General features: G+C 69.0%; 19 protein-coding genes and 1 pseudogene. 7 read left to right on the top strand and 13 right to left on the bottom strand.

Annotated features, from left to right (window positions below):
• Positions 1-16: 16 nt before the first annotated feature.
• The 4 genes from cydB to Q0863_RS13060 are packed head-to-tail and all read right to left on the bottom strand — an operon-like array spanning position 17 to position 4,213.
• On the bottom strand, positions 17-1,030 hold the full coding sequence (cydB, locus tag Q0863_RS13075; RefSeq protein ID WP_298578765.1) for a cytochrome d ubiquinol oxidase subunit II: 1,014 nt from the start codon (positions 1,028-1,030) through the stop codon (positions 17-19).
• Positions 1,030-2,433: a cytochrome ubiquinol oxidase subunit I gene (locus Q0863_RS13070; RefSeq protein ID WP_298578762.1), complete on the bottom strand. Its 1,404-nt coding sequence runs from the start codon at positions 2,431-2,433 to the stop codon at positions 1,030-1,032. The genes cydB and Q0863_RS13070 overlap by 1 nt, the downstream gene beginning before the upstream one ends.
• A 47-nt stretch (positions 2,434-2,480) precedes the next feature.
• A complete protein-coding gene (locus Q0863_RS13065; protein ID WP_298578760.1) occupies positions 2,481-2,957 on the bottom strand; it encodes a DUF2269 domain-containing protein in 477 nt (158 codons plus the stop codon).
• Positions 2,948-4,213, bottom strand: coding sequence for an SDR family oxidoreductase (locus Q0863_RS13060; protein WP_298578751.1), 1,266 nt, complete (start codon positions 4,211-4,213; stop codon positions 2,948-2,950). The genes Q0863_RS13065 and Q0863_RS13060 overlap by 10 nt, the downstream gene beginning before the upstream one ends.
• Between Q0863_RS13060 and Q0863_RS13055 the strand changes: the two genes are divergently transcribed.
• Positions 4,148-4,765, top strand: coding sequence for a hypothetical protein (locus Q0863_RS13055; RefSeq protein ID WP_298578742.1), 618 nt, complete (start codon positions 4,148-4,150; stop codon positions 4,763-4,765). The two genes, Q0863_RS13060 and Q0863_RS13055, sit on opposite strands and share 66 nt — an antisense overlap.
• Here Q0863_RS13055 and Q0863_RS13050 read toward each other — a convergent pair.
• The 3 genes and pseudogenes from Q0863_RS13050 to Q0863_RS13040 form a co-directional block, all read right to left on the bottom strand.
• Positions 4,695-6,239 (bottom strand): FAD-dependent oxidoreductase, encoded by a 1,545-nt coding sequence (locus Q0863_RS13050; RefSeq protein ID WP_298578733.1) that lies wholly within the window; start codon positions 6,237-6,239, stop codon positions 4,695-4,697. The two genes, Q0863_RS13055 and Q0863_RS13050, sit on opposite strands and share 71 nt — an antisense overlap.
• 209 nt (positions 6,240-6,448) lie before the next feature.
• The gene (locus Q0863_RS13045; RefSeq protein ID WP_298578726.1) at positions 6,449-7,474 is read right to left on the bottom strand and encodes a BON domain-containing protein; all 1,026 of its coding nucleotides are present in this window, start codon (positions 7,472-7,474) and stop codon (positions 6,449-6,451) included.
• A 58-nt stretch (positions 7,475-7,532) separates the two neighbouring features.
• Positions 7,533-8,326, bottom strand: a pseudogene (locus Q0863_RS13040) (glucose 1-dehydrogenase).
• A gap of 223 nt (positions 8,327-8,549) precedes the next feature.
• Here Q0863_RS13040 and Q0863_RS13035 point away from each other — a divergent pair.
• Together Q0863_RS13035 and Q0863_RS13030 are read left to right on the top strand one after the other, a co-directional pair.
• Positions 8,550-8,840: a hypothetical protein gene (locus tag Q0863_RS13035; RefSeq protein ID WP_298578718.1), complete on the top strand. Its 291-nt coding sequence runs from the start codon at positions 8,550-8,552 to the stop codon at positions 8,838-8,840.
• The gene (locus Q0863_RS13030) at positions 8,841-9,491 is read left to right on the top strand and encodes a UdgX family uracil-DNA binding protein (RefSeq protein ID WP_298578709.1); all 651 of its coding nucleotides are present in this window, start codon (positions 8,841-8,843) and stop codon (positions 9,489-9,491) included.
• 76 nt (positions 9,492-9,567) lie between these two features.
• Here the strand turns inward: Q0863_RS13030 and Q0863_RS13025 are convergent, their stop codons facing one another.
• Complete coding sequence (locus tag Q0863_RS13025; protein WP_298578699.1) at positions 9,568-9,870, bottom strand: DUF3247 family protein; 303 nt, start codon at positions 9,868-9,870, stop codon at positions 9,568-9,570.
• A 225-nt stretch (positions 9,871-10,095) separates the two neighbouring features.
• Between Q0863_RS13025 and Q0863_RS13020 the strand changes: the two genes are divergently transcribed.
• From Q0863_RS13020 to Q0863_RS13010, 3 genes are all read left to right on the top strand, one after another.
• Positions 10,096-10,269, top strand: a complete 174-nt coding sequence (locus Q0863_RS13020) for a hypothetical protein (RefSeq protein WP_298578689.1) — start codon at positions 10,096-10,098, stop codon at positions 10,267-10,269.
• A 2-nt stretch (positions 10,270-10,271) separates the two neighbouring features.
• Complete coding sequence (locus Q0863_RS13015; protein WP_298578681.1) at positions 10,272-10,835, top strand: isochorismatase family cysteine hydrolase; 564 nt, start codon at positions 10,272-10,274, stop codon at positions 10,833-10,835.
• A 174-nt stretch (positions 10,836-11,009) separates the two neighbouring features.
• A complete protein-coding gene (locus tag Q0863_RS13010) occupies positions 11,010-11,180 on the top strand; it encodes a hypothetical protein (protein ID WP_298578673.1) in 171 nt (56 codons plus the stop codon).
• Between the two features lie 16 nt (positions 11,181-11,196).
• Here the strand turns inward: Q0863_RS13010 and Q0863_RS13005 are convergent, their stop codons facing one another.
• The 5 genes from Q0863_RS13005 to Q0863_RS12985 all read right to left on the bottom strand — a co-directional run bounded on the left by Q0863_RS13005 (position 11,197) and on the right by Q0863_RS12985 (position 21,174).
• On the bottom strand, positions 11,197-11,928 hold the full coding sequence (locus tag Q0863_RS13005) for a M15 family metallopeptidase (RefSeq protein ID WP_298578664.1): 732 nt from the start codon (positions 11,926-11,928) through the stop codon (positions 11,197-11,199).
• Positions 11,918-13,435 carry a serine hydrolase gene (locus tag Q0863_RS13000; protein WP_298578657.1) on the bottom strand — a complete coding sequence of 506 codons (1,518 nt, stop codon included), beginning with the start codon at positions 13,433-13,435 and terminating at the stop codon, positions 11,918-11,920. Before Q0863_RS13000 ends, Q0863_RS13005 begins: the two co-directional genes overlap by 11 nt.
• Before the next feature lie 122 nt (positions 13,436-13,557).
• Complete coding sequence (locus Q0863_RS12995; RefSeq protein ID WP_298578650.1) at positions 13,558-16,455, bottom strand: TonB-dependent receptor; 2,898 nt, start codon at positions 16,453-16,455, stop codon at positions 13,558-13,560.
• Positions 16,456-16,711: 256 nt separating this feature from the next.
• Positions 16,712-19,717, bottom strand: a complete 3,006-nt coding sequence (locus Q0863_RS12990; RefSeq protein WP_298578645.1) for a TonB-dependent receptor — start codon at positions 19,715-19,717, stop codon at positions 16,712-16,714.
• A gap of 38 nt (positions 19,718-19,755) precedes the next feature.
• On the bottom strand, positions 19,756-21,174 hold the full coding sequence (locus Q0863_RS12985) for a transglutaminase-like domain-containing protein (protein ID WP_298579037.1): 1,419 nt from the start codon (positions 21,172-21,174) through the stop codon (positions 19,756-19,758).
• A 257-nt stretch (positions 21,175-21,431) separates the two neighbouring features.
• Here Q0863_RS12985 and Q0863_RS12980 point away from each other — a divergent pair, with 257 nt between their 5' ends.
• Positions 21,432-22,835: an SH3 domain-containing protein gene (locus Q0863_RS12980; RefSeq protein WP_298578636.1), complete on the top strand. Its 1,404-nt coding sequence runs from the start codon at positions 21,432-21,434 to the stop codon at positions 22,833-22,835.
• Positions 22,836-22,857 lie beyond the last annotated feature (22 nt).

Here is a 22,857-nt window from a genome sequence, read left to right as displayed (position 1 = left end):
ACGGCGCGGGGACCCCTCAGTGGTAGCCCTGCCCCGCCAGGATCTTGCCGCGGAAGACCCGGTACGACCACGCCGTGTAACCCAGGATCACCGGCAGCAGCACCGCGACCCCCGCCAGCATGAAGCCCTGTGACGAAGGCGGAGCCGCCGCCTCCCACAGCGTGAGCGACGGCGGCACCAGGTACGGCCACATGCCCAGCACCAGCCCGGCGAAGCCCAGGCCGAAGAAACACAGGGTCAGGACGAACGGGCGCGCATCGCGCCCCTGCGCCATGGCCGCGCGCCACAGCGCGAATGCGGTGAGCAGCGTGAGCGCGGGGACCGGCGAGAGCCACCAGAAGTTGCCGCTCTCGAACCAGCGCGCCATCACGCGCGAATCCAGGAACGGCAGCCAGGCGCTGACCAGTCCCATGAACACCGCGACCACCAGCACCAGCGGGCGGGTCAGTACGCGCGCCATGCGCTGCAGATCACCTTCGGTCTTGAGGATCAGCCAGGTGCTGCCCAGCAAGGCATAGCCGAAGACCACCGCCGCGCCGGTCAGCATCGAGAACGGGCTGAACCAGGACAGCAGCCCGCCGATGTAGCGCCCCTCCTCCACCGGCATGCCCTCGACCAGCGCGCCCAGGATCACGCCCTGCCAGAACGCGGCGCAAAGCGAGCCCAGCGCGAACGCCCAGCCCCAGAGCCATCTGGTGCTCCCGGCCTTGAAGCGGAATTCGAACGCGACGCCACGGAATACCAGCGCGATCAGCATCAGCAGCACCGGCAGGTACAGCGCCGACAGCACCAGCGCATAGGCGGCCGGGAACGCGGCCAGCAGCCCTGCCCCGCCCAGCACCAGCCAGGTCTCGTTGCCGTCCCAGATCGGGGCGGCGGTATTCATCATGTGGTCGAGCTGGTCGCCGTCCTCGGCGAACGGCGCGAGGATGCCGAGCCCGAGCACGAAGCCGTCGAGCACGACGTACATCAGTACGCCGAACCCGATCACGCAGAACCAGACGACCGGCAGCCAGGTTTCCATCGGCATCAGCGCGCTCCTTCTTCCAGCGTCGCGTCCGCGGCGCTCAGCGGCCGGGCCGGCGTGCGTTCGCCGCCCTCCGTGTCAGGCTCGGGTTCATGCGGCAGCGGGCCGCGACGCAGCATCTGCAGGATGTAGGCGGCGCCGAAGCCGAACACCACCGCGTAGGCGAGCACGTAGATCCCCAGCGAAATCGCCACGCTGGAGGCATCGATCCGGCTGACCGCGTCGGCGGTGCGGAGCTGCCCGTAGACCACCCAGGGCTGGCGCCCCATTTCGGTGACGAACCAGCCGGCGAGGATGGCCACGAAGCCCGCAGGCAGCATCAGGTTCCAGCCCAGGTGCAGGCCACGCGCGGTGGCCAGCCTTCCCTGCCGCCAGCGCACGCCGGACGCAACGGCCAGCAGCAGCATCGCGATGCCGAGTCCGACCATCACCCGGAATGCGTAGAACACCGGCGCCACCGGCGGCCGGTCCTCGGCGGGTGCCGAATCCAGTGCCTCGATCTGGCCATCCCAGCTGTGGGTGAGGATCACCCCGCCCAGGCGCGGAATCGCGACCTCCTGCCGGTTCGTTCCGGCCTCCTGGTCGGGAACCGCCCACAGCACCAGCGGCATGCCCTCCCCTTCCGGCCGCCGTTCCCAGTGACCCTCCATGGCGGCGACCTTGAGCGGCTGGTGCTCGGCGGTATTGAGGCCGTGCAGGTCGCCGGCCAGGATCTGCAGTGGCACCACGATCAGGGCGAACGCGGTGGAGAGCCGCAGCATGCGCAGGGCCGCTTCGCGGTGTACGCCCTTGCGCAGGTACCAGCCGGACACCCCGCCGATCACGAAACAGGTGGTCAGGAAGGCCGCCAGCGTCATGTGGACCAGGCGATAGGGGAACGAGGGATTGAAGATCACCTCCCGCCACGAAGTGACATGGAACATGCCATCGACCAGTTCGTAGCCCTGCGGGGTCTGCATCCAGCTGTTGGCCGAGAGGATCCAGAAGGTCGAGATCAGCGTGCCCAGCGCGACCATGCAGGTCGACAGGAAATGCAGCCGCTCCGGCACCCGCTTCCAGCCGAACAGCATCACGCCGAGGAACGTGGCTTCCAGGAAGAAGGCCGTCAGCACCTCGAAGCCCAGCAGCGGCCCCAGAACCGCCCCGGCGCGCTCGGCGAACACCGACCAGTTGGTGCCAAACTGGAAGCTCATCACGATGCCGCTGACCACGCCCATGCCGAACGAGACCGCGAAGATCTTCAGCCAGAAGAAGTACAGGTCCTTCCACACCGCATCGCGCGTGCGCAGCCAGCGGTATTCCAGGAAGGCCAGCCAGCTCGAAAGCCCGATCGTGAACGCAGGGAACAGGACATGGAAGCTGATGACGAAGCCGAACTGGATCCGGGAGAGGAGCAAGGCATCCATCCGCTCCTGATACCACGGACGGCGCTAAATGCCGGTGAATCGGGCGCTCAGTCCAGGAACGGTACGCGCCGCGAGACCATCATGTAGAAGATGGCGAGGAACGAGACCAGCGCCGGCACGCCCAGCGCGGCCCAGCTGCCCAGGTACCTGGCATAGCCGGGCGGCAGCCCGCGCCCGGCCGCCGCGGCCTCCACCGCGATGTCGCGCAGGCGCATCTGCAGCCACACCACCGGCAGCCAGCACAGTGCCGCGATCACGAACAGCACCGTCGACCAGTAGACCCACGGCGTGGTCCAGTGGATGCCCATGCGGTGGGCCAGGTAGAACCCGCTCAGGGGCTGGAACACGATGGTGGTGGCGGTGAAGATCCAGTCCGCGATCACCACGTGGCGGGCCACGACGGCGACCACCCGCGCATCCCCGGTCCGGCTGACGAAGAACAGGTAGAAGGCAGTGCCGATGCCGGTACCGAACAGCAGGGTCGAGGACAGCACGTGCAGGTACTTCGCGAAGATCAGGTCCATGGCCTGCGGTCCAGTGCGAACAGCGTGAGGATCATTGCCAGCAGCGGCAGGTTCTTGAGCAAGGGCCCGAACGGGTGGAGCCATTGCTCCGGCAGGCAGGCGGTGATGATGAGTGTGTATCCGAGCACCAGCGCCAGCTGCGCCAGGTAGACCCACGGCCGCCATCGCGCCACCAGCAGTGCGGCGCCCAGGGCGAGGTCGAGCAGCCCCGCCGACCACAGCGCGACTTCGGCCAGGCCACCCTGCAGGCCGACGCGTGCCAGCATCTCCAGGCTCAACTCGCGCGGATACAGCCACAGCGAGATGACGCCGGTCGCCAGCCACATGAGGGCCAGCGTCCAGCGCATCGCCGGCACGGCCCAGCCCAGCGTCGCCTGCCAGCGCATCGTGCCGGCGACGGTTGGGGACAGGAACGTCTCCAGCGGCCGCAGCTCGCGGCCGAGCCACCGCGCGAACGGGCCTGCGTCGGCGGTGCTTCCGGCATCGAGCATGGCCAGGGCGTCCCGGTCCAGCGGCAGGCGCGGCGACAGCGCGGCGGCCGCGCCCGCCACGACGCGCGCCACGCTCCCCGGGATGGCGATCGTCCATCCCTTGGAGCCCATGGCGCGACGGAACAGGCCGAGGTATTCGCGCAGCGACAGTGCACGCGGCCCGACGACGTCCAGCGCCGGAGGGATCTGCGGCGCCTCGACCAGGCGCAACAGCGCATCGACCAGGTCGTCCAGATGCACCGGCTGCACCGGCTGCGCACCGCCGTCGGGCAAGGCCAGCAGCGGCAGGCTGGCCAGTTGCGCGAACCAGCGCGTGCTGGCTCCGTCCGGCGAGAACACCAGCGACGGCCGCACGAGCGCCTGTTCGACCGGCAGCGCCCGCAGCAGCGCTTCGGCGCGTCCCTTGCTGGCGAAATACGGCAACGGTGACGTGCTGTCCGCACCGAGCGCCGAGAGCTGCACGATGCGTCGTACGCCCGCCGCGCAGGCGGCCTCGAAGATCCGCAGTGGGCCTTTCACATGCACTGCATCGAAGCCCTGCTGTGCTGTCTGCCGGAAGATACCGACCGTATTGACCAGCACGTCCACGCCGGCCAGCGCATCGGCCAGGGCAGGTTTGCCGGGTAGCGCGTTGAAATCGAGCGCGAGCGCTTCCACCCCCGTCCGCGCCCGGCCCCCGCGCGTTGCCAGGAGGACCCGATGACCGCAGGCCAGCAGCGCGTCGCACAGCGCCCCGCCGATCAGCCCGCCACCGAGGACCAGCACGCACAGCCGCGGCTCGCGCCGCTGCTCGTCCGCGCCTGGCGTTCCGGCAGCGTGGCGAGCGTGCTGAGTACCTTCGCCGTGTCGGTGTGCAGCCGTTGCCGCAGCGGACGGGCCGCCGCGGGTACCAATGCCGCCAGCCAGTGGATCTGGTATCCCGAGGCGCGCGCCGCCGCGCGCGTATCGCTGAAGTTCACGGCGGTCGGATATGCCATCCACCACGCCAGTTCGGTGTTCTGGGCAACCGGTTACGAGGCCCTGCGTCCGCAGCATGCGCGCCTGCCCGGCCGCGTCGCGCGCGCTGCCGGGATTGCCGCCCTGGCCTATGTTGTGGACTACCACGTCGTCCCCCGCCGCCTGAGCCCCGGCTTCGAACACAGTATCGGTGCGGTTGGCCTGTGGTCGGCATACGCCGCGTTCGCGATCGGCCTGCTGGCCGCGACCCGTCCGGCGACGCGCACCACGTCCGTGCCCGCGTCGCGGCTCATCGCCCGTCCGGTGCGTCTGCGGCATCCAGGGCGCACGGCGACAACGGTTCGCTCGCCGGGCCATTGAGCACCGCGCCGGTCATCACGTCGAAGCGCGATCCGTGGCAGGGGCAGTCCCAGGATTTCTCTTCGCTGCTCCATCGCACCACGCAGCCCATGTGCGTGCAGCGGGCGTCATGGGCATGCAGGTTGCCCTCGCCATCGCGATAGACCGCGATACGCCGCAGCCCGCGCCGGATCACCGCGCCGTTGCCGGCGGTGAGTTCCGCCGGATCGTCGAGGTCCGCCGGACCGACCCAGTCGCGGTACTGCGAGCCGGAATTGAGGTTCTCGCGCAGCCACGGTCCGGCGCTGGCCCAGCGACGGCGCGCGGGGTCGTAGAGTTCGGCCCAGTCGTTCGCGCGGCCCTGGATCAGGTCGCACAGCAGCAAGGCGGCAAGCGTGCCGTGGGTCAGGCCGTTGCCGGAGTCGCCGGTGACCAGGTAGACGTTGTCCTGGCCGGGATCGGCGCCGGCGAATGCCAGTCCGTCGGCCGGTTCAAGGACCTGGCCCGACCAGGCGGCGGTAAAGCGGTCGATGGACGGAAAGCGTTCGCGCGCCCAGGCCTGCAGGCGGACATAGGCTTCGGGATCGTCGTCCTGGCCGACCTTGTGGTCCTCGCCACCGATGAGGACCAGCACCTCGCCTTCGTCGCCGCCCTCGAGCAGGCGGACGTAGTGGTAGGGATCCCCGTCGTCCCAGTACAGCGCGTCGGGGATCGAACCCCGCGGCGCATGCCCGGCCACGACATAGGTGCGGTACGCGGCCTGTTTGAGCCAGGCCACGCCGGTCTGGTGGAACGGCACGTTGGCGGCGGACACGACCGCGCGTGCGCGCAGGCGCGCGCCGCTGCGCAGTTCCACGATGGGCGCATCGCCGCCGGCCATGGCGGTGGCCTCGGCGCGCAGGAAGCGACCGCCGGCTTCGCGGACGGCGCGCGCCAGATGCAGGACGTAGGCGGCGATGTCGATCCGCGCCTGGCCGGCGAAACGCAGAACCGGTCCCAATGCCTGCAGCGTGGGCAGGCCTTCGCGCTGCAGCTCGACCTCGAGGCCGGCGCGGGCCGCGGCCTCGGCCTCCCGCTCAAGCGTCGCGGGATCGTCATTGCAGGGAAACAGGTATCCGGGAATGCGGCGGAAGCCGCAGCCCGTCGCGTCCTGACCGGCCTGCGCTTCGATCCAGTCGATGGCCGCGGCGTGGCTGGCGGCGGCCAGCCGTGCGCCGTCGTGCCCGTGGTAGCGGGCGAGTACGCTGAAACGGTCGTCCAGCGCCGACGCCAGGTGCGCACTGGTGCGCAGGGTTTCGCCGGCGCCAATGCCGCCGCGATCGACCAGCACCACCTGCCGGCCCTCGCGCAGCAGGCATAGCGCCGTCGTGAGGCCGGCGATGCCCGCGCCGACCACGATCACGTCGCAATCGATCTGCTCGGTCTTGTCGTCCCACCAGTCCGCCGTCTGCGCGGCGATGTCGTCCCATACCGGGATGGTGCGTGCGGTACCCATGCCCACTCCGTCGTGGCCAGCCGTCTGCCGGCCAGCTTGCTGGCCACTCGGTGAAGGAGTGGTGCAGCACGGACATCAGGCCGGTGCGGGCAGGCACCTTGCGTCCGGAATCGTTCGGAAGCTGCGCTGCGCGGTAGTCATCCCGACGTGACTTCCGTGCCCGGAAGCCACGTCGGTTCGGGACTGCAGTGTCCTGGTCCGCGCTGTCCCTAATGCGGCGCCTGCGGCTGCGTACCGGCCGTGGTCGCGTCGTCGGTGGGAGCCTGGCGCTGCTTGCCGGTACCGGTTTTCGCCGGGGACTCCGACGACGCCGTCGACGCGCCCGTGCCGGTCGCTGCCGAATTGCTGGGACGGCTCGTGTCGAAATCGCCCTGCGATGCGGGCTCTTCGGCGACCACGCGGATCCGGTTCTCGACATCCTTGACCCCCGACGCCGAGTCGGCGATGTCCTCGGCGCGATGCTTCATCCATCGCGTCGGCACCTTGCCCTCCAGTACCACGCAGCCCTGCGTGCAGCGCACCTCGATGTCGGTGGCATCGACGATCGGGTCGTCGCACAGACGCTCGTTCACGTCCTCCAGGATGCGCTCGTCGGACCGGGCATAGCCACGGGGGCCGCGTCCACGATGGCTGCCCTGCCCCTGCGCGGTGTACGCCCGCTCCCAGCGCCCGGATGCCTGCGCGAAGCCGCTGCTCCCGTGCGCATGGTGATGATCGCCACGGGCAGATGCCTCGGCGCCGCTCTGCATCCGGCCTTCGCCGCCGTAGCCGTAGCTCCCGGGCAGATAGGCCTCCGCGTCGAGCGCGCCGCGCCAGCCCGGATGGCGGCGGCCGGTGCCGGCATCGAAGTCCCGGCCGCGGTGCCGGGCGAGATCCTCGGCGCGTGCGTCGAACTCGCGGCTGCGGTGATCGTCGTAGTCGTAGCCGGCGCGGTGGCGCGCTTCGGGTGAGCCGCCGGTCGCGGAGAACGAATATTCGTCGGGCGCGTACGGACCGCGCTCGCGCGAGGATTGGCCTTGGGCGGACCAGTCGTCCGCGTCCGGCCCGTCGTGCTCCGGACGGAACGCCGCTCGCGGCCCGTAGCCGCCGGCGCCTGGACCATACGGTTCCTCGCGGCGGTCGTCCTGCTCCCTGCGGGTTGCCGCATGCAGCCAGGCGCGTCCCTGCTCCAGGTAATGCGTACCGGTTTCCAGTAGGCGTTCGGCCACTGCCCTGAGCTCGCCGACGCCGGCCACGTTGCCGGCGTCGCGATGGTCGCCGGCCGGTCCGGACCTGCGCTGTGATCGATTGGAATTACGCACTGATGTGCCCTCCTCCGTTGATGTGGATGGTCTGGCCGGTGATGAAGGACGCCTCTTCGCTGGCGAGGAACACGTAGGCGGGGGCCACTTCGGATGGCTGCCCCGGGCGCTTGAGCAGGGTCGAGGCGCCGAACTCGGCCACCTCCTCGGCGCTGAAGCTGGCCGGGATCAGCGGCGTCCAGATCGGTCCCGGCGCCACGGCATTGACGCGGATGCCGCGGTCGGCGACGGCCTGGGCCAGCGAGAAGGTCAGCGCATGGATCGCGCCCTTCGTCGAGGCATAGTCGATGAGTTTTTCATGGCCCCGGACACCGGTGACCGAACCGGTGTTGATGATCGCGCCGCCCTTGCCCAGGTGCTCGAGCGCCGAGGTGGCGAATTGATGTAGGCGAACACATTGGTGCGGAAGGTGCGTTCGACCTGTTCGGCGGTCAGCTCCTCGGGCTTCTCGACGGTGTGCTGCTCGGCGGCGTTGTTGACCAGGATGTCGAGACGGCCATGTTCGTCGACGGCGCGCTGTACCAGTTCGCGGCAGAACTCCGGGTCGCCCACGTCGCCCGCGACGGTGGTGCATTCGCTGCCCTCTTCGCGTACCAGGCGCGCGGTTTCCGCGGCGTCCTTGTTCTCCTCCAGGTAGCCGATCACCACCTTGGCGCCCTCGCGCGCGAAGTGGACGGCGACTGCACGGCCGATGCCGCTGTCGCCGCCGGTGATCAGCGCCACCTTCCCGTCCAGGCGCCCGGACCCGCGATAGCTGTCGCGGATGCTCTCGGGCTGCGGATGCATTTCCGACTGCCGGCCGGGCTGGTGTTCCTGCTCCTGCGGTGGCAGTTGCTGTTTCGCCTCCTCGTTCATCTCGTCCTCCGTCCGGGCTGGACGTGCACGATGGCACGCGGTCCGTGCAGCCCACGTCGCGGCGGTCTTACGGAATCGGTAAGGCGCGCAGCGCTTCACCCGTGCTTGGCGCAGGCGGTGAAAAGCTGCCGCCACGCGCGCGCAGGAGACCAGAATGAATCCGACGCTGAATCCGCTTCGCCACCCGTCCATCGCCGCCCCCTGCCTGGTGCTGGTGACAGCCTGCGCGCAACACCGGGTGCCACCGGGCACCGTGTCCGCGACCGACGTACCCGCTGTGCCCACGAACGATGCCGCCACGCCAGACGCCAATCCCCATGCCTTGGCCTGCGGACGCGTGACCGGCGCCGAACGCGAAGCGTGCCTGCGTCAGTACCCGCCGCGGACGACCATGCCGGTCGAACCGCAAAAGAGCCCGCCGCCGCAGTCGCAGCCGGCGCGCTGAATGGGCGCGGCGCGTCGCACGGGCGTTCCGCCGCTGGCCAAGCCGGTGGACGAGATCCCGGCCGGCAGTCTGGCCAAGCTGCGGCGCGAGGCACAGGCCTGTCGCCGCTGTCCGCTGTGGCGGTTCGGCACGCAGACCGTGTTCGGCAAGGGCAGCAGCAGCGCTGCGATGATGCTGATCGGCGAGCAGCCCGGATCGCAGGAGGACCTGCAGGGCGAACCGTTCGTCGGCCCCGCCGGGCGGCTGCTGCGCGAGGCCATGCAGGACGCCGGCATCGATGTGGGCCGGGTCTACCTGACCAATACCGTCAAGCACTTCAAGTACGAGCAGCGCGGCAAGGCGCGCCTGCACAAGCGGGCCAACGCAGGCGAACAGGCCGCGTGCCGCCCGTGGCTCGCCGCGGAGCTGGCGCGGGTGCGGCCCGGGGTCATCGTGGCGCTGGGCGCGATGGCCGCGCAGACCCTGTTCGGCACCGGCTTCCGGCTCACGCGCGAACGCGGCCAGTGGCACGATCTCGGCCAGGGCAGCTGCGCGCTGGCGACATGGCATCCCTCCGCGATCCTGCGCATGCGTGGGACCGTTCGCGAAGGCGCCCGGACGCAGCTGGTGGGGGATCTCGAGATGGCCGCGAGCCGGCTCCCTGATCGTTAGGACGCCACCTCCACGCAGGCGCCCGCGACTTGCGAAAGGCTGCGGGGCGCACCCCCGCTCAGAGCCCAGGAGCCTCTCAGTGCCCCGGAGCCTCGTCGGAAGGTTGCCGGGAGACGTCGACCACGTCGTCCAGCCAGAAGTAGCGCATCACGCCCATGCCGCCGATGTTGTCGAGTTTGAGGATGGCGTTGACGCCCTCGTTGCCACTGTGGTCGAGGAAGGTCTGCAGTCCGGGCTTGGCCAGGACCACGCCGGACAGGGTGGAGCCGTTGGCCAGTGTGACCCTGACCCGCGCTTCCTCGTCCAGTGCGTCGCATAGCGACGAGAGTCTTTCGATGTCTTCGTGGCGGGTGTGGACCCGTTCCGCGTGCTGCGCCATGACGTTCTGCCGTGGGAGGTATTGCCAACCGATCCTACGCGGCGGCATGTCAAGCCGATGCCTGCATGCCGCGGGCATCCGGTCGCGGCTGCGCGCCCGATGCCTCGCGTTCAGCAGTGCGCGCGGCGCGCCCTTGGACGAGCTTCGGCTGGCGGCGCGAGGGGGTCACGCCGGCGCAACGCGGCCTGCGCTATCAATCGCCTCCCCCGAACGCGAGACACGCCCATGAGCCGCGACCGCAAGGATCCCCCGAAGTCCCCGCCCGACCGCGACGAGTCGCCGACCGAACGCGCCGTGCGCAAGGATCACGAAAGCGAGAACCAGGACGAGGCGCTGGAAGAGACGTTCCCGGCCAGCGATCCGGTGTCGCCCTTCATTCCGGCGAAGAGGCCCGACTGAGCATGGCCGGTGGGGACGCCCCCGCCGCGCTGCTGGTCATCGACATGATCAGCCTGCTGGACTTCCCGCAGGCGGAGCGGATGACACCGCGCGCCGTGGCGGCCGCCAGGAAGATCCAGCGGCTGCGGCGCGGCTTCCACGACCGCGACTGGCCGGTCGTGTTCGCCAACGACAACTTCGCCCGCTGGCGTTCGGACTTCCACGAGCAGGTGGCGATGGCAGTCCACGAAGGCGGCGCGCCGGCCGAAATTGCCAGCCGCCTCGATCCGGGTCCGCGCGACCACTTCGTGCTCAAGCCCAAGCGCTCGGCCTTCCTGGCCACGCCGCTGGGGGTGTTGCTGGCCAAGCTGGGAGTGCGCCGCCTGCTGCTGACCGGCATGGCGCTGGAGGGTTGCGTGCTGGCTACTGCGATCGACGCCCATTCGCGGGAGTTCGAGGTGGCCGTGGTGCGCGATGCGGTGGCCGGGCTGCCGGAACTCGCCGCCCCTTCGCTGAAGGTGCTGGAGGGTTCGGGCGTGGCGCGGCTGGTCGCAAGCCGCGCGGCCCTGGGCTGGGCTGCGGGCTGAGGCGCCCTGCAAGATCCTGCCGGCGCACCTTCATGGGACGAACGGACTCAATAACGACAGTTTGGCAAAAGATCCGCGCAAATCCTGCCGTTTTCAGCGACGTCCGGAGCCAATTGACAAAATTTTACAGCGTTCACGCTATGGTGACGCACCCATCCGCAACTGAAGACCCTGATGGCGCCCAAGACCAACAACACCGTTCTCCGCAAGTCCGGCAAGTCCGGCGGCAAGCAGACTGCCTCCCTCACCCGCGAGCAGATCGAGGACCACATGGCCGCGTTCCGCAAGGCCGGTGGCAAGATCGAGAAGCTCGGCAATACCAATACGTTCAAGAAGATCGGCTGAGTCCGGTCGGCCGGTCCTAGCGGATCGGCACATCGTGGAAGATCGCCGGTGGCGGCTCCATCCGGAAGCTGTAGTGCCACCACTCCAAGGGATAGTTCTCGAAGCCGTGCCGCGCCATGGCGTCGCGTAACCGCGTGCGGTTTTCACGCTGCGCGGGCGTGATGCCGGGGTGGTCGGTATTGGCACGAGGATCGAAGAAGTCGAAGGCCGTGCCCATGTCGAGCGGCGCGCAGTGCCCGCTGCGGCAGTCCAGCACGGTCAGGTCCACCGTCGCGCCCTTGCTGTGGCCGGAGCGGTCGGCAATGTAGCCCGGCACCAGGCTGGCCTTGTCGAGTGCCGGGTAGTACTCGGACTTGGTGGACTGGTCGCTGGAATCCGCGGCCCAGCGCACGAACTGCCGCACGGCGCGCGCCGGCCGGTAGCAGTCGAAGATCCGCAGGCGCAGCCCCTGCGGGCGCAGTTCCCGTTCGACGTCGCGCAAGGCCTCGGCCGCGGCGCGCAGCAGGTAGCACTTCGGCGCGTCGTAGCCTTCCACCGGCCTGCCGGTGAAATTGCGCGGACCGGCGTAGCGGATGTCGAGGTCGATGTCCGGTACCAGGCCTGCGATGTCCACCAGGCCGGCGGCCTCGAGTGTCGAGTCGGAAGGATCCGGCGGCGGCTGGCCGGCCCCGCTGCGCGGCGATGAGCCGCAGGCCGTGCACAGCAGCGCGGCGAGCAGCGCGAGCGCGAACCACCGATCAGGGCGCAACGCAGTCGCCGATGCGCTGGAAGGCCAGATCCTCGTAGTCGTAGCTGAAGTCCGCATCCGGGTCCACCTTGGCCATCGTCATCCGGGTCGAGTCGCCGCTGCCGTGGAACGACAGCCACGCCTCCGCATCCACGTCCGGATCATGCCAGTCCACGAGCAGCCGGTCGCCGCTGCGCAGCACCGCGCCGCGCAGGCTGGGCGACTTGAGCGCGCGGAATTCGACGCCCTCCCCTGCCGCGCACAGCGCGACCTCGCCGAACCAGGGATCGACGTAGCGCCCCGTCGTCATCGACCGGTCGTCGGGCCCGACCGCGACGCGCCGCGTCGCGCCGGCGTCGTTCGCCGCCGCGGCGTCCGCGCTCCCGCGCGCCGCCAGCAGTCCGGCGTAATGCGCGACCGTCAGCGAGGCGTCCTGTGGCCGGGTGAAGCGCTTGACCAGGACCTGGCCCAGGACCGTGCGCAGCTCCTCCATGTTGCCGTTGGCCAGGATCACGATGCCCACGCCCTTCTGCGGCAGCAGCGTCAGCGCCGAATACATCCCCGACAGCGTGCCGGTGTGCGAGACCTTCCAGGTGCCGTCGACGTCGGTCAGCCGCCAGCCGTAGCCGTAAGCGGAGAAATGGCTGTCGTCCCACTCGCGCATGCGCTTCGACAGCGGCATGGGCATGTGGTTCTTCCACACTTCCTCGCGCTGCGCCGGAGACAGGTAAGAGAGCGCGGTGCCGTCGGTGCCGGCGTTGCCCGGCTGCAACCACATCGTGGCCCAGCGCAGCATGTCGTCCAGGCTGCAGCGGATGCCGCCGGCCGCCAGCATCGGCACGTCCTCGACGAGCTCGCCGTCGCCGCCCGCCACCACCTGGCGCCCGTCCGCCTCGCGCCGGTGCGGTTGCGCGACGTTGCCGACCGCATCGCGCCGCCATTGGCCGGCCTGGCAGCGGCGCATGCCGAGCGGTTCGAACAGTTCGCGGCGCAGGAGCTCGTCGAACGGCGCCCCGCCCGCCGCGGCCGCCACCTCGCCGGCGACGATGTAGAGCGTGTTGTCGTAGGCATAGCGCGAACGGAAACTGTAGGCCGGCTTGAGGTACCGCAGGCCGTGGATCACGTCCGCGCGGGTGAACAGGTTGGGCTCGGGCCACAGCATCAGGTCCCCTGCCCCCGCGCCGAGTCCGCTGTTGTGGATCAGCAGGTCGCGCACCTGCATCTCGCGGCTCACCCAGTCGTCGTACATGCGGAACTCCGGCAGGTGCTTCACCACCGGATCGGTCCAGTCCAGCTTGTCCTGGTCCACCAGCCGCGCGAGCACCGCGGCGGTCATCGCCTTGCTGTTGGAGGCGATCTTGAACAGCGTGTCGCGATCGACCTGCTGCCCGCTGCCTGCGGCCAGCTCGCCGCGGGTCCGCGCGAACACCACGTCGCCGTCCACCACCACGCCCACGGCCAGGCCCGGCGGGCGGTAGCGCGCGAAGGCGTCGTCGAAGGCGGCTTCGAGCGCCGCCGTGTCGGGCACGGCCGTTGCGGGTGGGTTTGCGTCCGCATGCGCGGTTGCTGCGCACAGGCCGAGCAGGCAGCAAAGGAAGCGGCCTGCCGCGTGCAGGCCGCTTCCCCGCTTGCTGGTTGCGTTGCGCGCGCTCACCAGAAGTCGTACTGGACCATCAGCGTGTACGCACGCCCACGCGGGTCGGCGATGCGCGGCTCCCAGCCGGCGCCGCTGGCCCAGTCGTTCTTGTGTGCGGTGAACGGCGGATCCTCGTCCAGCAGGTTCTTGACCCCGAAGGTCAGGCGCAGGCCCTCGAATCCGCTGTAGGTGGTGCTGTAGTTGTAGCTGATGTAGCGGTCGACGTCCGGATTCCACTGCGACGGAATGTAGTGGCCGCTCGAGACGCTGGTCGGTTCCTCGTCCTTGTAGCCGTGGCGGTAGAGCTGGGTCAGGCTGTGCGACCAGTCGCCACGCGACCAGGCGAAGCCCAGCGTGTGCTTCCAGCGCAGCGGCAGGCTCCAGTAGCGGATGTACTCGCCGACCTTGTTGTCGGAGTACGGCATGAACTCGAGCAGCTTGTCCTGGTAGTTGTCCAGGTAGCTGCCGTTGAGGTTGACGTTCCAGTTGCCGCCGGCCAGCTCGCCTCGGAAGTTGAGGTCCACCTCGACGCCGCTCATCAGCGTGCCGCCGGAGTTCACGAAGCGACGGTCGACCAGGACCACCGTGCCAGACGCGTCGCGGATCCAGTTGTCGCTGTAGAGGTCGTAATACTCGCGCAGGATGTCGAGGTCGGGGCCGGTGCGGATCGTGTTGATGCGTTCGATCTGCCACCAGTCCATGCTCATGTTGAACCAGTCGACCGGTGCCAGCACGAAGCCCAGGCTCTTCTGGCGGGATTCCTCCGGCGCGAGATCGGGATTGCCGCCGGTGAGGATGTCGGGATCGATCTGCTCGCAGCCGGCCACCGTCTCGTCGACCACACCGCCCGGACAGGTGGCCGGGTCGGCCAGGTCCAGCGCGTTGTTCTGGCTCTCGGTCATGCCGCTGAAGAGCTTGCTGAACTCGGGCACCTTGAAGCCGGTGCTGTAGGCGCCGCGGATGGCCAGCGCGTCGAGCGGCTGCCACTTGAACGACACCTTCGGATTGGCGGTGCCGCCGAAGCCGGAGTAGTGATCGTAGCGGCCGGCCAGGGTGGCCTCGAAGCGCTCGAAGAACGGCAGGTGGATCTCGGTGAACACCGCCTTGACGTCGCGGGTGGCCTCCGGCAGCGCGTTCGCATCGTCGAACGGCGCATTGAAGACCGCCGGACGCGACTCTGCGGCGCGCGGGTCGCCATTGAACTCGAAGGCCTCGCGGCGCAGGTCGGCCCCGAACGCCACCTGCAGGTCGCCGCCGGGCAGTTGCCCGATGCTGCCCGAGAACACCGCGTCGAAGTTGGTCACGGTCGACTTGCCGCCGTACAGCACCACGCCCTGCGCCGATGCGGCCTGCAGCGCCGCGAGCGCCTCGGGGCTCTGCTGCTGGCCGGGCATCAGGAAGGGATTGAGCAGCCCGCGCGCGAACGCGGCCTGCAGGCCCTCGACATAGTGGTAGCCGGTGCCCAGTTCGGATTCGGATTCGCTCGACGCACGCGACAGGCCGAGGCTGTAGTCCCACCCGCCGACCGTACCGTCGATCCCCGTCATGAAGCGGAAGGCCTTGGTCGTGGTCTGGATCTCGCGAGGGCCGCACTCCATGCAGCGCCAGCGGTAGGCGATGGGCGCTCCATAGGCCAGCGCGTCGGCGCCGAACTGCCCCGAGAGCGCGTCGTAGACCATGTCGTAGGTCTCGCGCGTGCGGTCGTTGAGCGGATACCAGGTGCTGGGGTTGAACACGGCCGTCTCGGTGGCCGACGAGGAGATCTGGTTGGGTTCGAAGATCCGGTTGGCCTTGGCGTTGGATCCCATGAACTCGACGTAGGCCTGGTGGGCATCGTTGAGCCGGAAGGTCGCCCGGCCGATCGCCTGCAGGGTTTCCAGCGGCTGCAGCATGACCGCCGCGGCCGGATAGTCCCAGGCGCAGCCGTACTGCGAGGCCACGTTGGTGGCGGTGGTGGACCACAGGCGATGGTCGTACGGCCCCATCATGTCGCCGCCCGCCTCGCAGCCCGGCCCGCCGGGCAGGTCGAGGATGTTCACGCCATTCACGGTGGCGCCGTCCGGTGCGCTCAGGCCCGCGGCCGTGAGGCTGCCGGCGAGGTTGAAGATGGTGGCGAACGGCGTGCCGCGGGTGTCGGGCGAGAGGCCGCGTTCGGGCTGGAAACCGTTGGAGAAGTCCCGGGCGTTGCCGCGCAGGATGTCGTTTTTCTTCGCGCCCACGCTGAGGAAGGCGTTCCAGCGGTCGCGGTCGAGGTCGCCGCCGCCCACCAGGAAATCGGTGCGGTAGATGTTGCCGCCGCCCTCCTCGGGCATGTCGACGAAGGCCGAGACCTGCGCGCCCTGGTAGTCGGTGCGGGTGATGAAGTTGATCACGCCGCCGATGGCATCGGTGCCGTAGACCGCCGAGGCGCCATCGCGCAGCACCTCGACCCGGTCGATCGCCGCGAACGGGATCGAATTCAGGTCGACCGCGGTACCGCGCAGGCCGTGGGTGGCGACGCGGCGGCCGTTGAGCAGCACCAGCGTGGCGTCGGCACCCTGCCCGCGCAGGTTCGCACCGGACACGCCGTTGTTGCCGCGCAGGTCGGCCGGCGCAATGCCAGCGTTGGCCGACAGGTTGTCCGAACCGTTGCCGGCGACGTTCATGTACATCAGCAGCTGTTCGGCCGACGAGATGCCCTGCGCCTCGATCTCCTCCTTCTGGATCACGGTGACCGGCAGCGCGGCCTCGATGTCGGTGCGCTTGATGCGCGAACCGGTCACGCTGATGCGGTCGAGCGTGCGCGTGGTTTCGCTACCCGTCTCCGCGGGCGCGGTGTCCTGTGCGGCGGCAGTCCCTGCCAGTGCGAGCGCGATGGCGAGCGTAAGTGCCGACGCCGGCGCGGTGGTGATGCGGCTGAGGACTGCTGACATTGGTTCCCCCGAAATTGAGCAATGGCACGCGCGATGCGGCCCCGGCCCCTGGCCGGCGGCTTTCGTCGCTGCTTGTTCCCCCCGATCTGCTGCTTAACATGCGTGCAAGAAACATGTCAATTTCGAAAGCGGCCCGGACACGTGTGGGTCGAAGCTGCCACGGGCCTGACCCCGCGTCACGGGATCGGGCCGGATCTGCGGCGTGTCGAAGTCCCGGGAAAAAAAGCGGCCACCCTGGAGGTGGCCGCAAGGGGGGTCAGAAGTTCCAGGTCACGACCAGCTGCGCGTAGCGCGGGGATTGCCAGACGGTCCCTTCGCCGAAGTACGGCATCTCGTTGCCCGGCGTGCTCTCGTAGCGCGAATGCACGTTGATGACCGTCTGCCTGTTGAGCAGGTTGTACACCGACAGGCGGGCCTTGAGGTCGATGCCGTCCACCGGCAACGTCCAGGTGGCACTGGCGCCGAGGTCGTAGACCCACGGCATGCGCCCGAACGCGCCCCGTTCGGTGTACACCAGTTCGCGCGTGGTCCAGTCGCTGCAGCCGGAGACGCAGAGCCAGCCACTGCCGCCGCCACTGTATTCGCCTGGACCGCCGGCGCTGCGGTTGTCGTCCGGCCAGCGGACCCCGAACGCCGTGATGGGGCCGCCAGAGCGCGCCGAGAACGTCGCACCGAAGCTCCACATCTCGTTGAGCTTGAAGCTGCCGCGCAGCTTGACCTGGTGGCGGAAGTCGTTGAACAGGACGCCGTAGCGTTCGTTGACCGCCGGGTGGTCGTAGTACTGCACCAGGTTGGTGTCGTTGTAGCCCGTATCCGAGTTGACCGGACCTTCGATGTTGCCCTCCGATTTCGACCAGAGATAGCTGGCGTTGAAGGCCCACTTGTCGTTCCAGGCGCGGTCGAGCTGGAACTCCAGCGCCTTGTAGGTGCGCTTGGGTTTCTTGTAGCCCATCACCAGGTTGCTGCCGAGCGCGATGTAACCGTCCCGGGAGCTGTCGAAGGTCACCCAGTCCTGCGTGTCCGGGCACCAGAGCGTGGTGGTTTCGCCGGGATTGATGATCGGCCAGTCACCCGAATACCAGGGACAACCGTCGACGTGGTTGATGCGCGCATCTTCCACCGCCCGCGTCACTTCGCGATAGGTGGCGTTCACGCCCCAGGACCATGCGGGATTGAGCGCCTGCTGGAAGCCCAGGATGAACTCGTCCTGGAACACCTGCTTGAGGTTGTTCGCCACCGCTGTGCGCATGTCGGTGGGCGCGGGCGCGTTGCCGTCGGTGTTGACCGGGCCAAGCTGCTCACCGATCACGGGGAACAGGTAGGGAGTGCCGGTGACCGGGTCGGTCCGCTGGTCCCAGCCCTCGAGCACGTAGTAGGTATGTTCGTCGGTGGTGCCGCCGCCGAAGTAGTCGGTGAGCTTGTTGGTGATCGGGATGTAGTAACGGCCCGCGTTGCCGAACAGCTTGGTGGTGCCGTCGCCCCGCATGTCCCAGCTGAAGCCCAGGCGCGGCGAGATCATGTCGCCGAAGTCCGCGCGCGCGAACGTGGCGCCGGAAGCCAGCTTGTTGTGGAACTTGTCGGCACGGACGCCGAGGTTGAGCAGCAGGTCCGGGGTGACGTTCCAGTTGTCTTCGATATAGACGGCGTGGGCCTCGGTGGTGACAGGCGCGCCGGTGATGTAGTGGCGGGCGTCCACGTAGGCCATCGCCCCATCCGGAACCCGTGCGCCGTTGGGTAGATCGCGGTCGTCCTCATCCTCGATGCCCAGCACCGTGTAGCTCCTGCCGTCGCCGGGATAGACCCTTGAACTGGTCGAATCCATGACTTCCTGGTCGAAGCCGAAGCGCAGCAGGTGGTTGCCCAGCGTCCACTCGAAGTCCAGGCGCGCGGCTTCGCGCTTGTCGAAGCGGTTGCTGATGCTGCTGTTGCTCGGATGGCAGCCCTCACGAACGGAGACCGGTGGGAACAGCGCATCGTAGCTGCTGTCACGGCCCACGATGCTGCAGCTGGGGTCCCACGGACTGCCGGCGGTGGCGCTGCGTTCGTTGACGCCGTACATCGCCTTCGCGACGAAGGTGTCGGAGAAATGGCCGGTGTAGGTGACCGACCAGTTGTCGCCGCCGGAACCGGCATGGCTTTCGCCGGTCTTCGCGCCCAGCCCCGTGGTGTCCCAGCCGTACTCGTAGGCGTTGGTGGCCGAATCCGACTTGTCCGAGAACGCGAGCAGCTCCAGCAGATGGTCGTCGTTGATCTGCCAGTCCAGCTTCGCACCCCAGAAGTCGTTGCTGCTGTCGGTGTACCAGGCCTCGACCGTGTCGATGTCGCGCGGGTTGCTTTCCCGCTTCTCGTACATCGCGAAGAAGAACAGGCGGTCGCGGATGATGGGTCCGGATGCCCACACGTTGGCCTTGTAGAGAGACGCGCCATCGCGGCTCCTGCGGTCGCGCTCGTCGATCGTCCCGTCCGAATGGAACTGGTCCTTGCGATCCCATGTCCAGGCCCGCGGTTCCATGGTGACCTGCGCCCCGGATTTGAACTCGTTGGTGCCCGACCGTGTGACCGCATTGATGACGCCACCCGTGGTGCGGCCGAACTCGGCCGAGTAGCCGCCGGTCTTGACCTGGAACTCCTCGTAGAAGCCGAACGGGACGCTGGAGAAGCCCTGGCGCCGGTAGGGATCGGTGACGTTGAGCCCGTTGATGTAGGCGGCGTTCTCCGCCACCGACGAGCCGCCGAAGGTGAGGCCGCCGAACGTGGCGCCCGAGGCCACCACGCCGGGGGCGAGCAATGCGACCGACGCGAGGCTCTGGTCGACCGGGAGCCGGGCCAGTTCCTCGCGGCGGATATTCGTGGCCGACTCGGTGGACCGCACGTCGACGCGATTGATCACGCGCGAGCCGACCACCTGGACCGCGTCCAGGTTTACCAGTGCGCCGTCGCCGCCCACGTTGACCGTGGTCGTGCCGCCGAGGCCGACGTTCACCCGGATCGGGGCGCCCACCGGCTGTCCGTTGCGCGACACCACGAGCGTGTAGTCGCCGACCGGCAGCTGGGCAAGGCGGTACGCGCCCTCCGAGCCGGCCGAGATCGTCCGGGTGAGGCCCGTGTCGGCGCTGGTCACGGTGATCTGGTCGCCGGCCGTGGCGCGACCGGCGACCGCGCCGGTCGCGCTCTGGGCGAACACCGCTGGCGAAGTGGCGGCGATGCATGCGCCGAGCGCGACCCAGAGGGCGGCGCGGCGGAACTTGGTGTGTCTTGGCATTGCGGTCTCTCCCCGGTGCGATGGTAAGGATGCGTCGGTCAGCTGCGCTGGTCGTGCGGGAGCGGCAGCAGCTCCCATTCGAAGTCGTAGTCCCACTGGTCGAAGTACAGGTTGCCGCCGTCCCACTCGGCTTCGCCGCGCTGGAGGTCGACGGTTTCGGACCGGAAATGGGTCTTGGCCGGAACGAACTCGCGGCCGTAGTCGTCGTTGAAGGCGACGCGGTAGGCGTCCATGCCGCCCAGGTAGAAGTGTTCGAGCGCGGGGTCGGCACCCCGCAGGCGGCCGAAGGTGACGTCCATCGGCATCCAGCCGTAGGGGGCCAGGTACAGCCAGCCCCAGTCGTGCATGTTGTTGTAGCTGCCGTCGGAGAAGATCCATCCGGACTGCCAGCGCGCCGGGATGCCGTTGAGCCGCAGCAGGGCGATCAGCAGCAGGGTCTGCTGGCCGCAGTCGGCGTGACCGGCCCTGAGTGCGTATTCGCCGAGGTTGGAGATGGTCGAATATTCGCGCGCGCCGGCCCAGGGAATGCGGTCGACCGCGTCGAACAGCCGGCGCGCGATGCGGTAGGGGTTGGTCTCGTCGCCCACCACCTGCGCCGAGAACAGGCGCAGCGCGTCGGTGAACAGCACGTGCGGCGCACGCTCGGACAGGTAGGGCGCCAGGTCCTGCGTCGGCACGACGGGGACCACCCGGTCCGGATCGACCGGAACGTGCTGGCCGAAGATGGTGAGCTCGTAGCTGACCGAGAAACGCGCCGGCTCCCCTGCCCTTGCCGTCCGTTCGAAGTAGGCGGTGCGCTGGGCAGCGGACTCCGGCGCCAGCCGCGGGTCGGCGGGATCGCCGCCCAGAAGGCGGATGTCCTCCTGCTGGCCGGGAATGTCGCGCGGATACGGAATCCACGCGCGGATGGTCTCGCCGGCCGGTACCGCGTCGGGTTCGACGGTGAGCGATTGCGTGATGCGGACGCGGCGCGGCGTTGCGGCCCGGCTGCCCGACGCCAGTGCGCCAGCCCGGACCTCGGCGTGGTGCGGGTGCTGCACCGCTTCCAGCGGACTGTCGTTGAATGGCCTGGGCTCGGCCCGGCGTTCGCGCGCCTGTTCGCTGAGCCGGAACAGGTTGTGCGGCGCGCGCGCGAAATAGCGCACCTGTCCGTCGATCTCCATCGACTCGAACAGCCCGGCGCGTCGCCAGTGCTGGAACTCGCTTTCGCGCAGGTCGGGGATCTGCCGCTGGACGGCGGAGCGCAGCGCGGCCTCGTCGAGACTGAAGTCGAGCAGGATCCGCCGCATCCGCTCGCGCTGGAAGGCGATCCCGCCGGGAATCGCGCCGTCCGCCGTCGCCTCGGCCTGGGCGATCAGGCCGTCGGCCGCGCGGAAATGCCCCCCGTCCACGTGTTCGATGATCCGCTGCAGCAGCTCGTCTTCCTGCGTGGGCGGCGGGCCTGCGGCATGGGCGATCGCGAGACAGGCGCCGGCAAGCAGGACCGCCAGCGTCCGCGAAGACACGACGCGCCACGGCCTGCGGGACGGGCCCCGTCTCTGGCTTTCGCGACTGCAGGTCGGCATCTGGCGCGGCTCCGCTCGCCCCCGGGTGGCGGTCGCCGGCTGTGTAACATGGCTGCAAAGCAGCGTCAATAAATTATTCTTGACAGGTAGTCAAAATGAATGATGTATTCTTCGGCGCCGCAGCTGTCGCGCACCGCAGGAGCACTGTCTTGCACAAGCGTCTTTCGCGGGCCGGAGCACTTCTGCTGGCCTGCTTGCTGATCGCCTCGTCCTGGCCTGCGCTGGCGCAGGTGCTGGAGGACCCAAAAGCCGAAGTGTTGCCGGGCGTCGTCCAGGCGCAGCTGGACCCCGACTACTGGATCGAGCGCCTGCGCGATGCCGACCACGTCGTCCTGGACGCGGAGGCCATCGCCGCCCACAACGCCCGGATGCGCGAGCGCGAGCCGTCGCTGCACGACATCGAGCAGTTGCCGGTCACGCTCGAAGCCGAACAGGTCCGCGCCTGGATCGAAGCCGCCTCGCCGCGGCCGGAGCGGACGCTCTACGACGAAGCCGGCAAGGAAGGCAGTGCGCGCGCCCTCGACCGGCTGGTCGATGCGCTCGACCTCAAGGCGGTCCCGCAGACCCAGGTCACCCGTTACGGCATGGTGGTCAGGCGCGCGGACCTGCGCACTTTTCCCACCCACCTGCGCGTGTTCAGCACGCCCGACGACCGCGACATCGACCGCTTCCAGGAAAGCGCGCTGTTCCCGGGCACGCCGGTGGCGGTGGTGCACCGCAGCCGCGACCGGCGCTGGCTGTTCGTTCTCAGCGAAACCTACGCGGCCTGGATCGAGGCCGACGCGGTGGCGTTCGGCGACAAGGCCGAGATCTTCGCCCATACGCGACGCATCCCCTTCCTGGTGGTCACCGGCGCGCAGGTGCGGACCGTGCACACGCGCGAACGACCGCAGGTGTCGGACGTGGTGCTCGACATGGGCGTGCGCCTGCCGCTGGCGCCCTGGCCCGCGGACGAGCCGCTCAACGGCCAGCATCCCGGATTCGGCCATGTGGTCGAACTGCCGGTGCGCAATGACGATGGCACGCTTGCGTTCGCGCCTGCGCTGATCCCGCGATCTGCGGACGTGGCGGGCGATTACCTGCCCCTGACCCGCACCAACCTGATCGACCAGGCCTTCAAGTTCCTCGGCGAACGCTACGGTTGGGGGCATCGCTACAACGCGCGCGACTGCAGCGGGTACGTGTCCGAGATCTACCGCAGCTTCGGCCTGCTGTTGCCGCGCAACACCAGCGCCCAGTCGCGAAGCCCGGGCCTGGAGGGCGTCGTGCTGGACAGCTCAACCGGCCACGACGAACGCCTGCGCCTGCTGCGCGAGAGCCGTGTCGGCGACCTGGTGTACATCCCCGGCCACGTGATGATGGTGCTCGGCCATGTCGACGGGGAGACGTACGTGATCCACGACACCAGCGGCATGTCGCTGCTCGGCGAGGATGGCCAGCTGCGCAGGTACCATCTCAACGGCGTGGTGGTCACGCCGCTGCTGCCGCTGATGTCGAACGCCACGACGGCCACCGTGGACCGCATCACCAGCATCCAGCGGATCCGGCCATGAACGACGGGGAGATTGCGGCCGC

The sequence above is a fragment of the uncultured Luteimonas sp. genome (genome assembly GCF_947492465.1).
Taxonomy (GTDB): Bacteria; Pseudomonadota; Gammaproteobacteria; order Xanthomonadales; family Xanthomonadaceae; genus Luteimonas.
This window is presented reverse-complemented; position numbering and strand designations above follow the sequence as displayed.

Bases quoted from the DNA above. Each gene is read 5' to 3' on its own strand.
- Q0863_RS13055 (WP_298578742.1), top strand. From the start codon at position 4,148: ATGACCGCAGGCCAGCAGCGCGTCGCACAGCGCCCCGCCGATCAGCCC.
- Q0863_RS12990 (WP_298578645.1), bottom strand. From the start codon at position 19,717: ATGCCAAGACACACCAAGTTCCGCCGCGCCGCCCTCTGGGTCGCGCTC.
- Q0863_RS13010 (WP_298578673.1), top strand. From the start codon at position 11,010: ATGGCGCCCAAGACCAACAACACCGTTCTCCGCAAGTCCGGCAAGTCC.
- Q0863_RS13035 (WP_298578718.1), top strand. From the start codon at position 8,550: ATGAATCCGACGCTGAATCCGCTTCGCCACCCGTCCATCGCCGCCCCC.
- Q0863_RS13070 (WP_298578762.1), bottom strand. From the start codon at position 2,433: ATGGATGCCTTGCTCCTCTCCCGGATCCAGTTCGGCTTCGTCATCAGC.
- cydB (WP_298578765.1), bottom strand. From the start codon at position 1,030: ATGCCGATGGAAACCTGGCTGCCGGTCGTCTGGTTCTGCGTGATCGGG.
- Q0863_RS13020 (WP_298578689.1), top strand. From the start codon at position 10,096: ATGAGCCGCGACCGCAAGGATCCCCCGAAGTCCCCGCCCGACCGCGAC.
- Q0863_RS13015 (WP_298578681.1), top strand. From the start codon at position 10,272: ATGGCCGGTGGGGACGCCCCCGCCGCGCTGCTGGTCATCGACATGATC.
- Q0863_RS13030 (WP_298578709.1), top strand. From the start codon at position 8,841: ATGGGCGCGGCGCGTCGCACGGGCGTTCCGCCGCTGGCCAAGCCGGTG.
- Q0863_RS13050 (WP_298578733.1), bottom strand. From the start codon at position 6,239: ATGGGTACCGCACGCACCATCCCGGTATGGGACGACATCGCCGCGCAG.
- Q0863_RS13065 (WP_298578760.1), bottom strand. From the start codon at position 2,957: ATGGACCTGATCTTCGCGAAGTACCTGCACGTGCTGTCCTCGACCCTG.
- Q0863_RS13025 (WP_298578699.1), bottom strand. From the start codon at position 9,870: ATGGCGCAGCACGCGGAACGGGTCCACACCCGCCACGAAGACATCGAA.
- Q0863_RS12995 (WP_298578650.1), bottom strand. From the start codon at position 16,455: ATGTCAGCAGTCCTCAGCCGCATCACCACCGCGCCGGCGTCGGCACTT.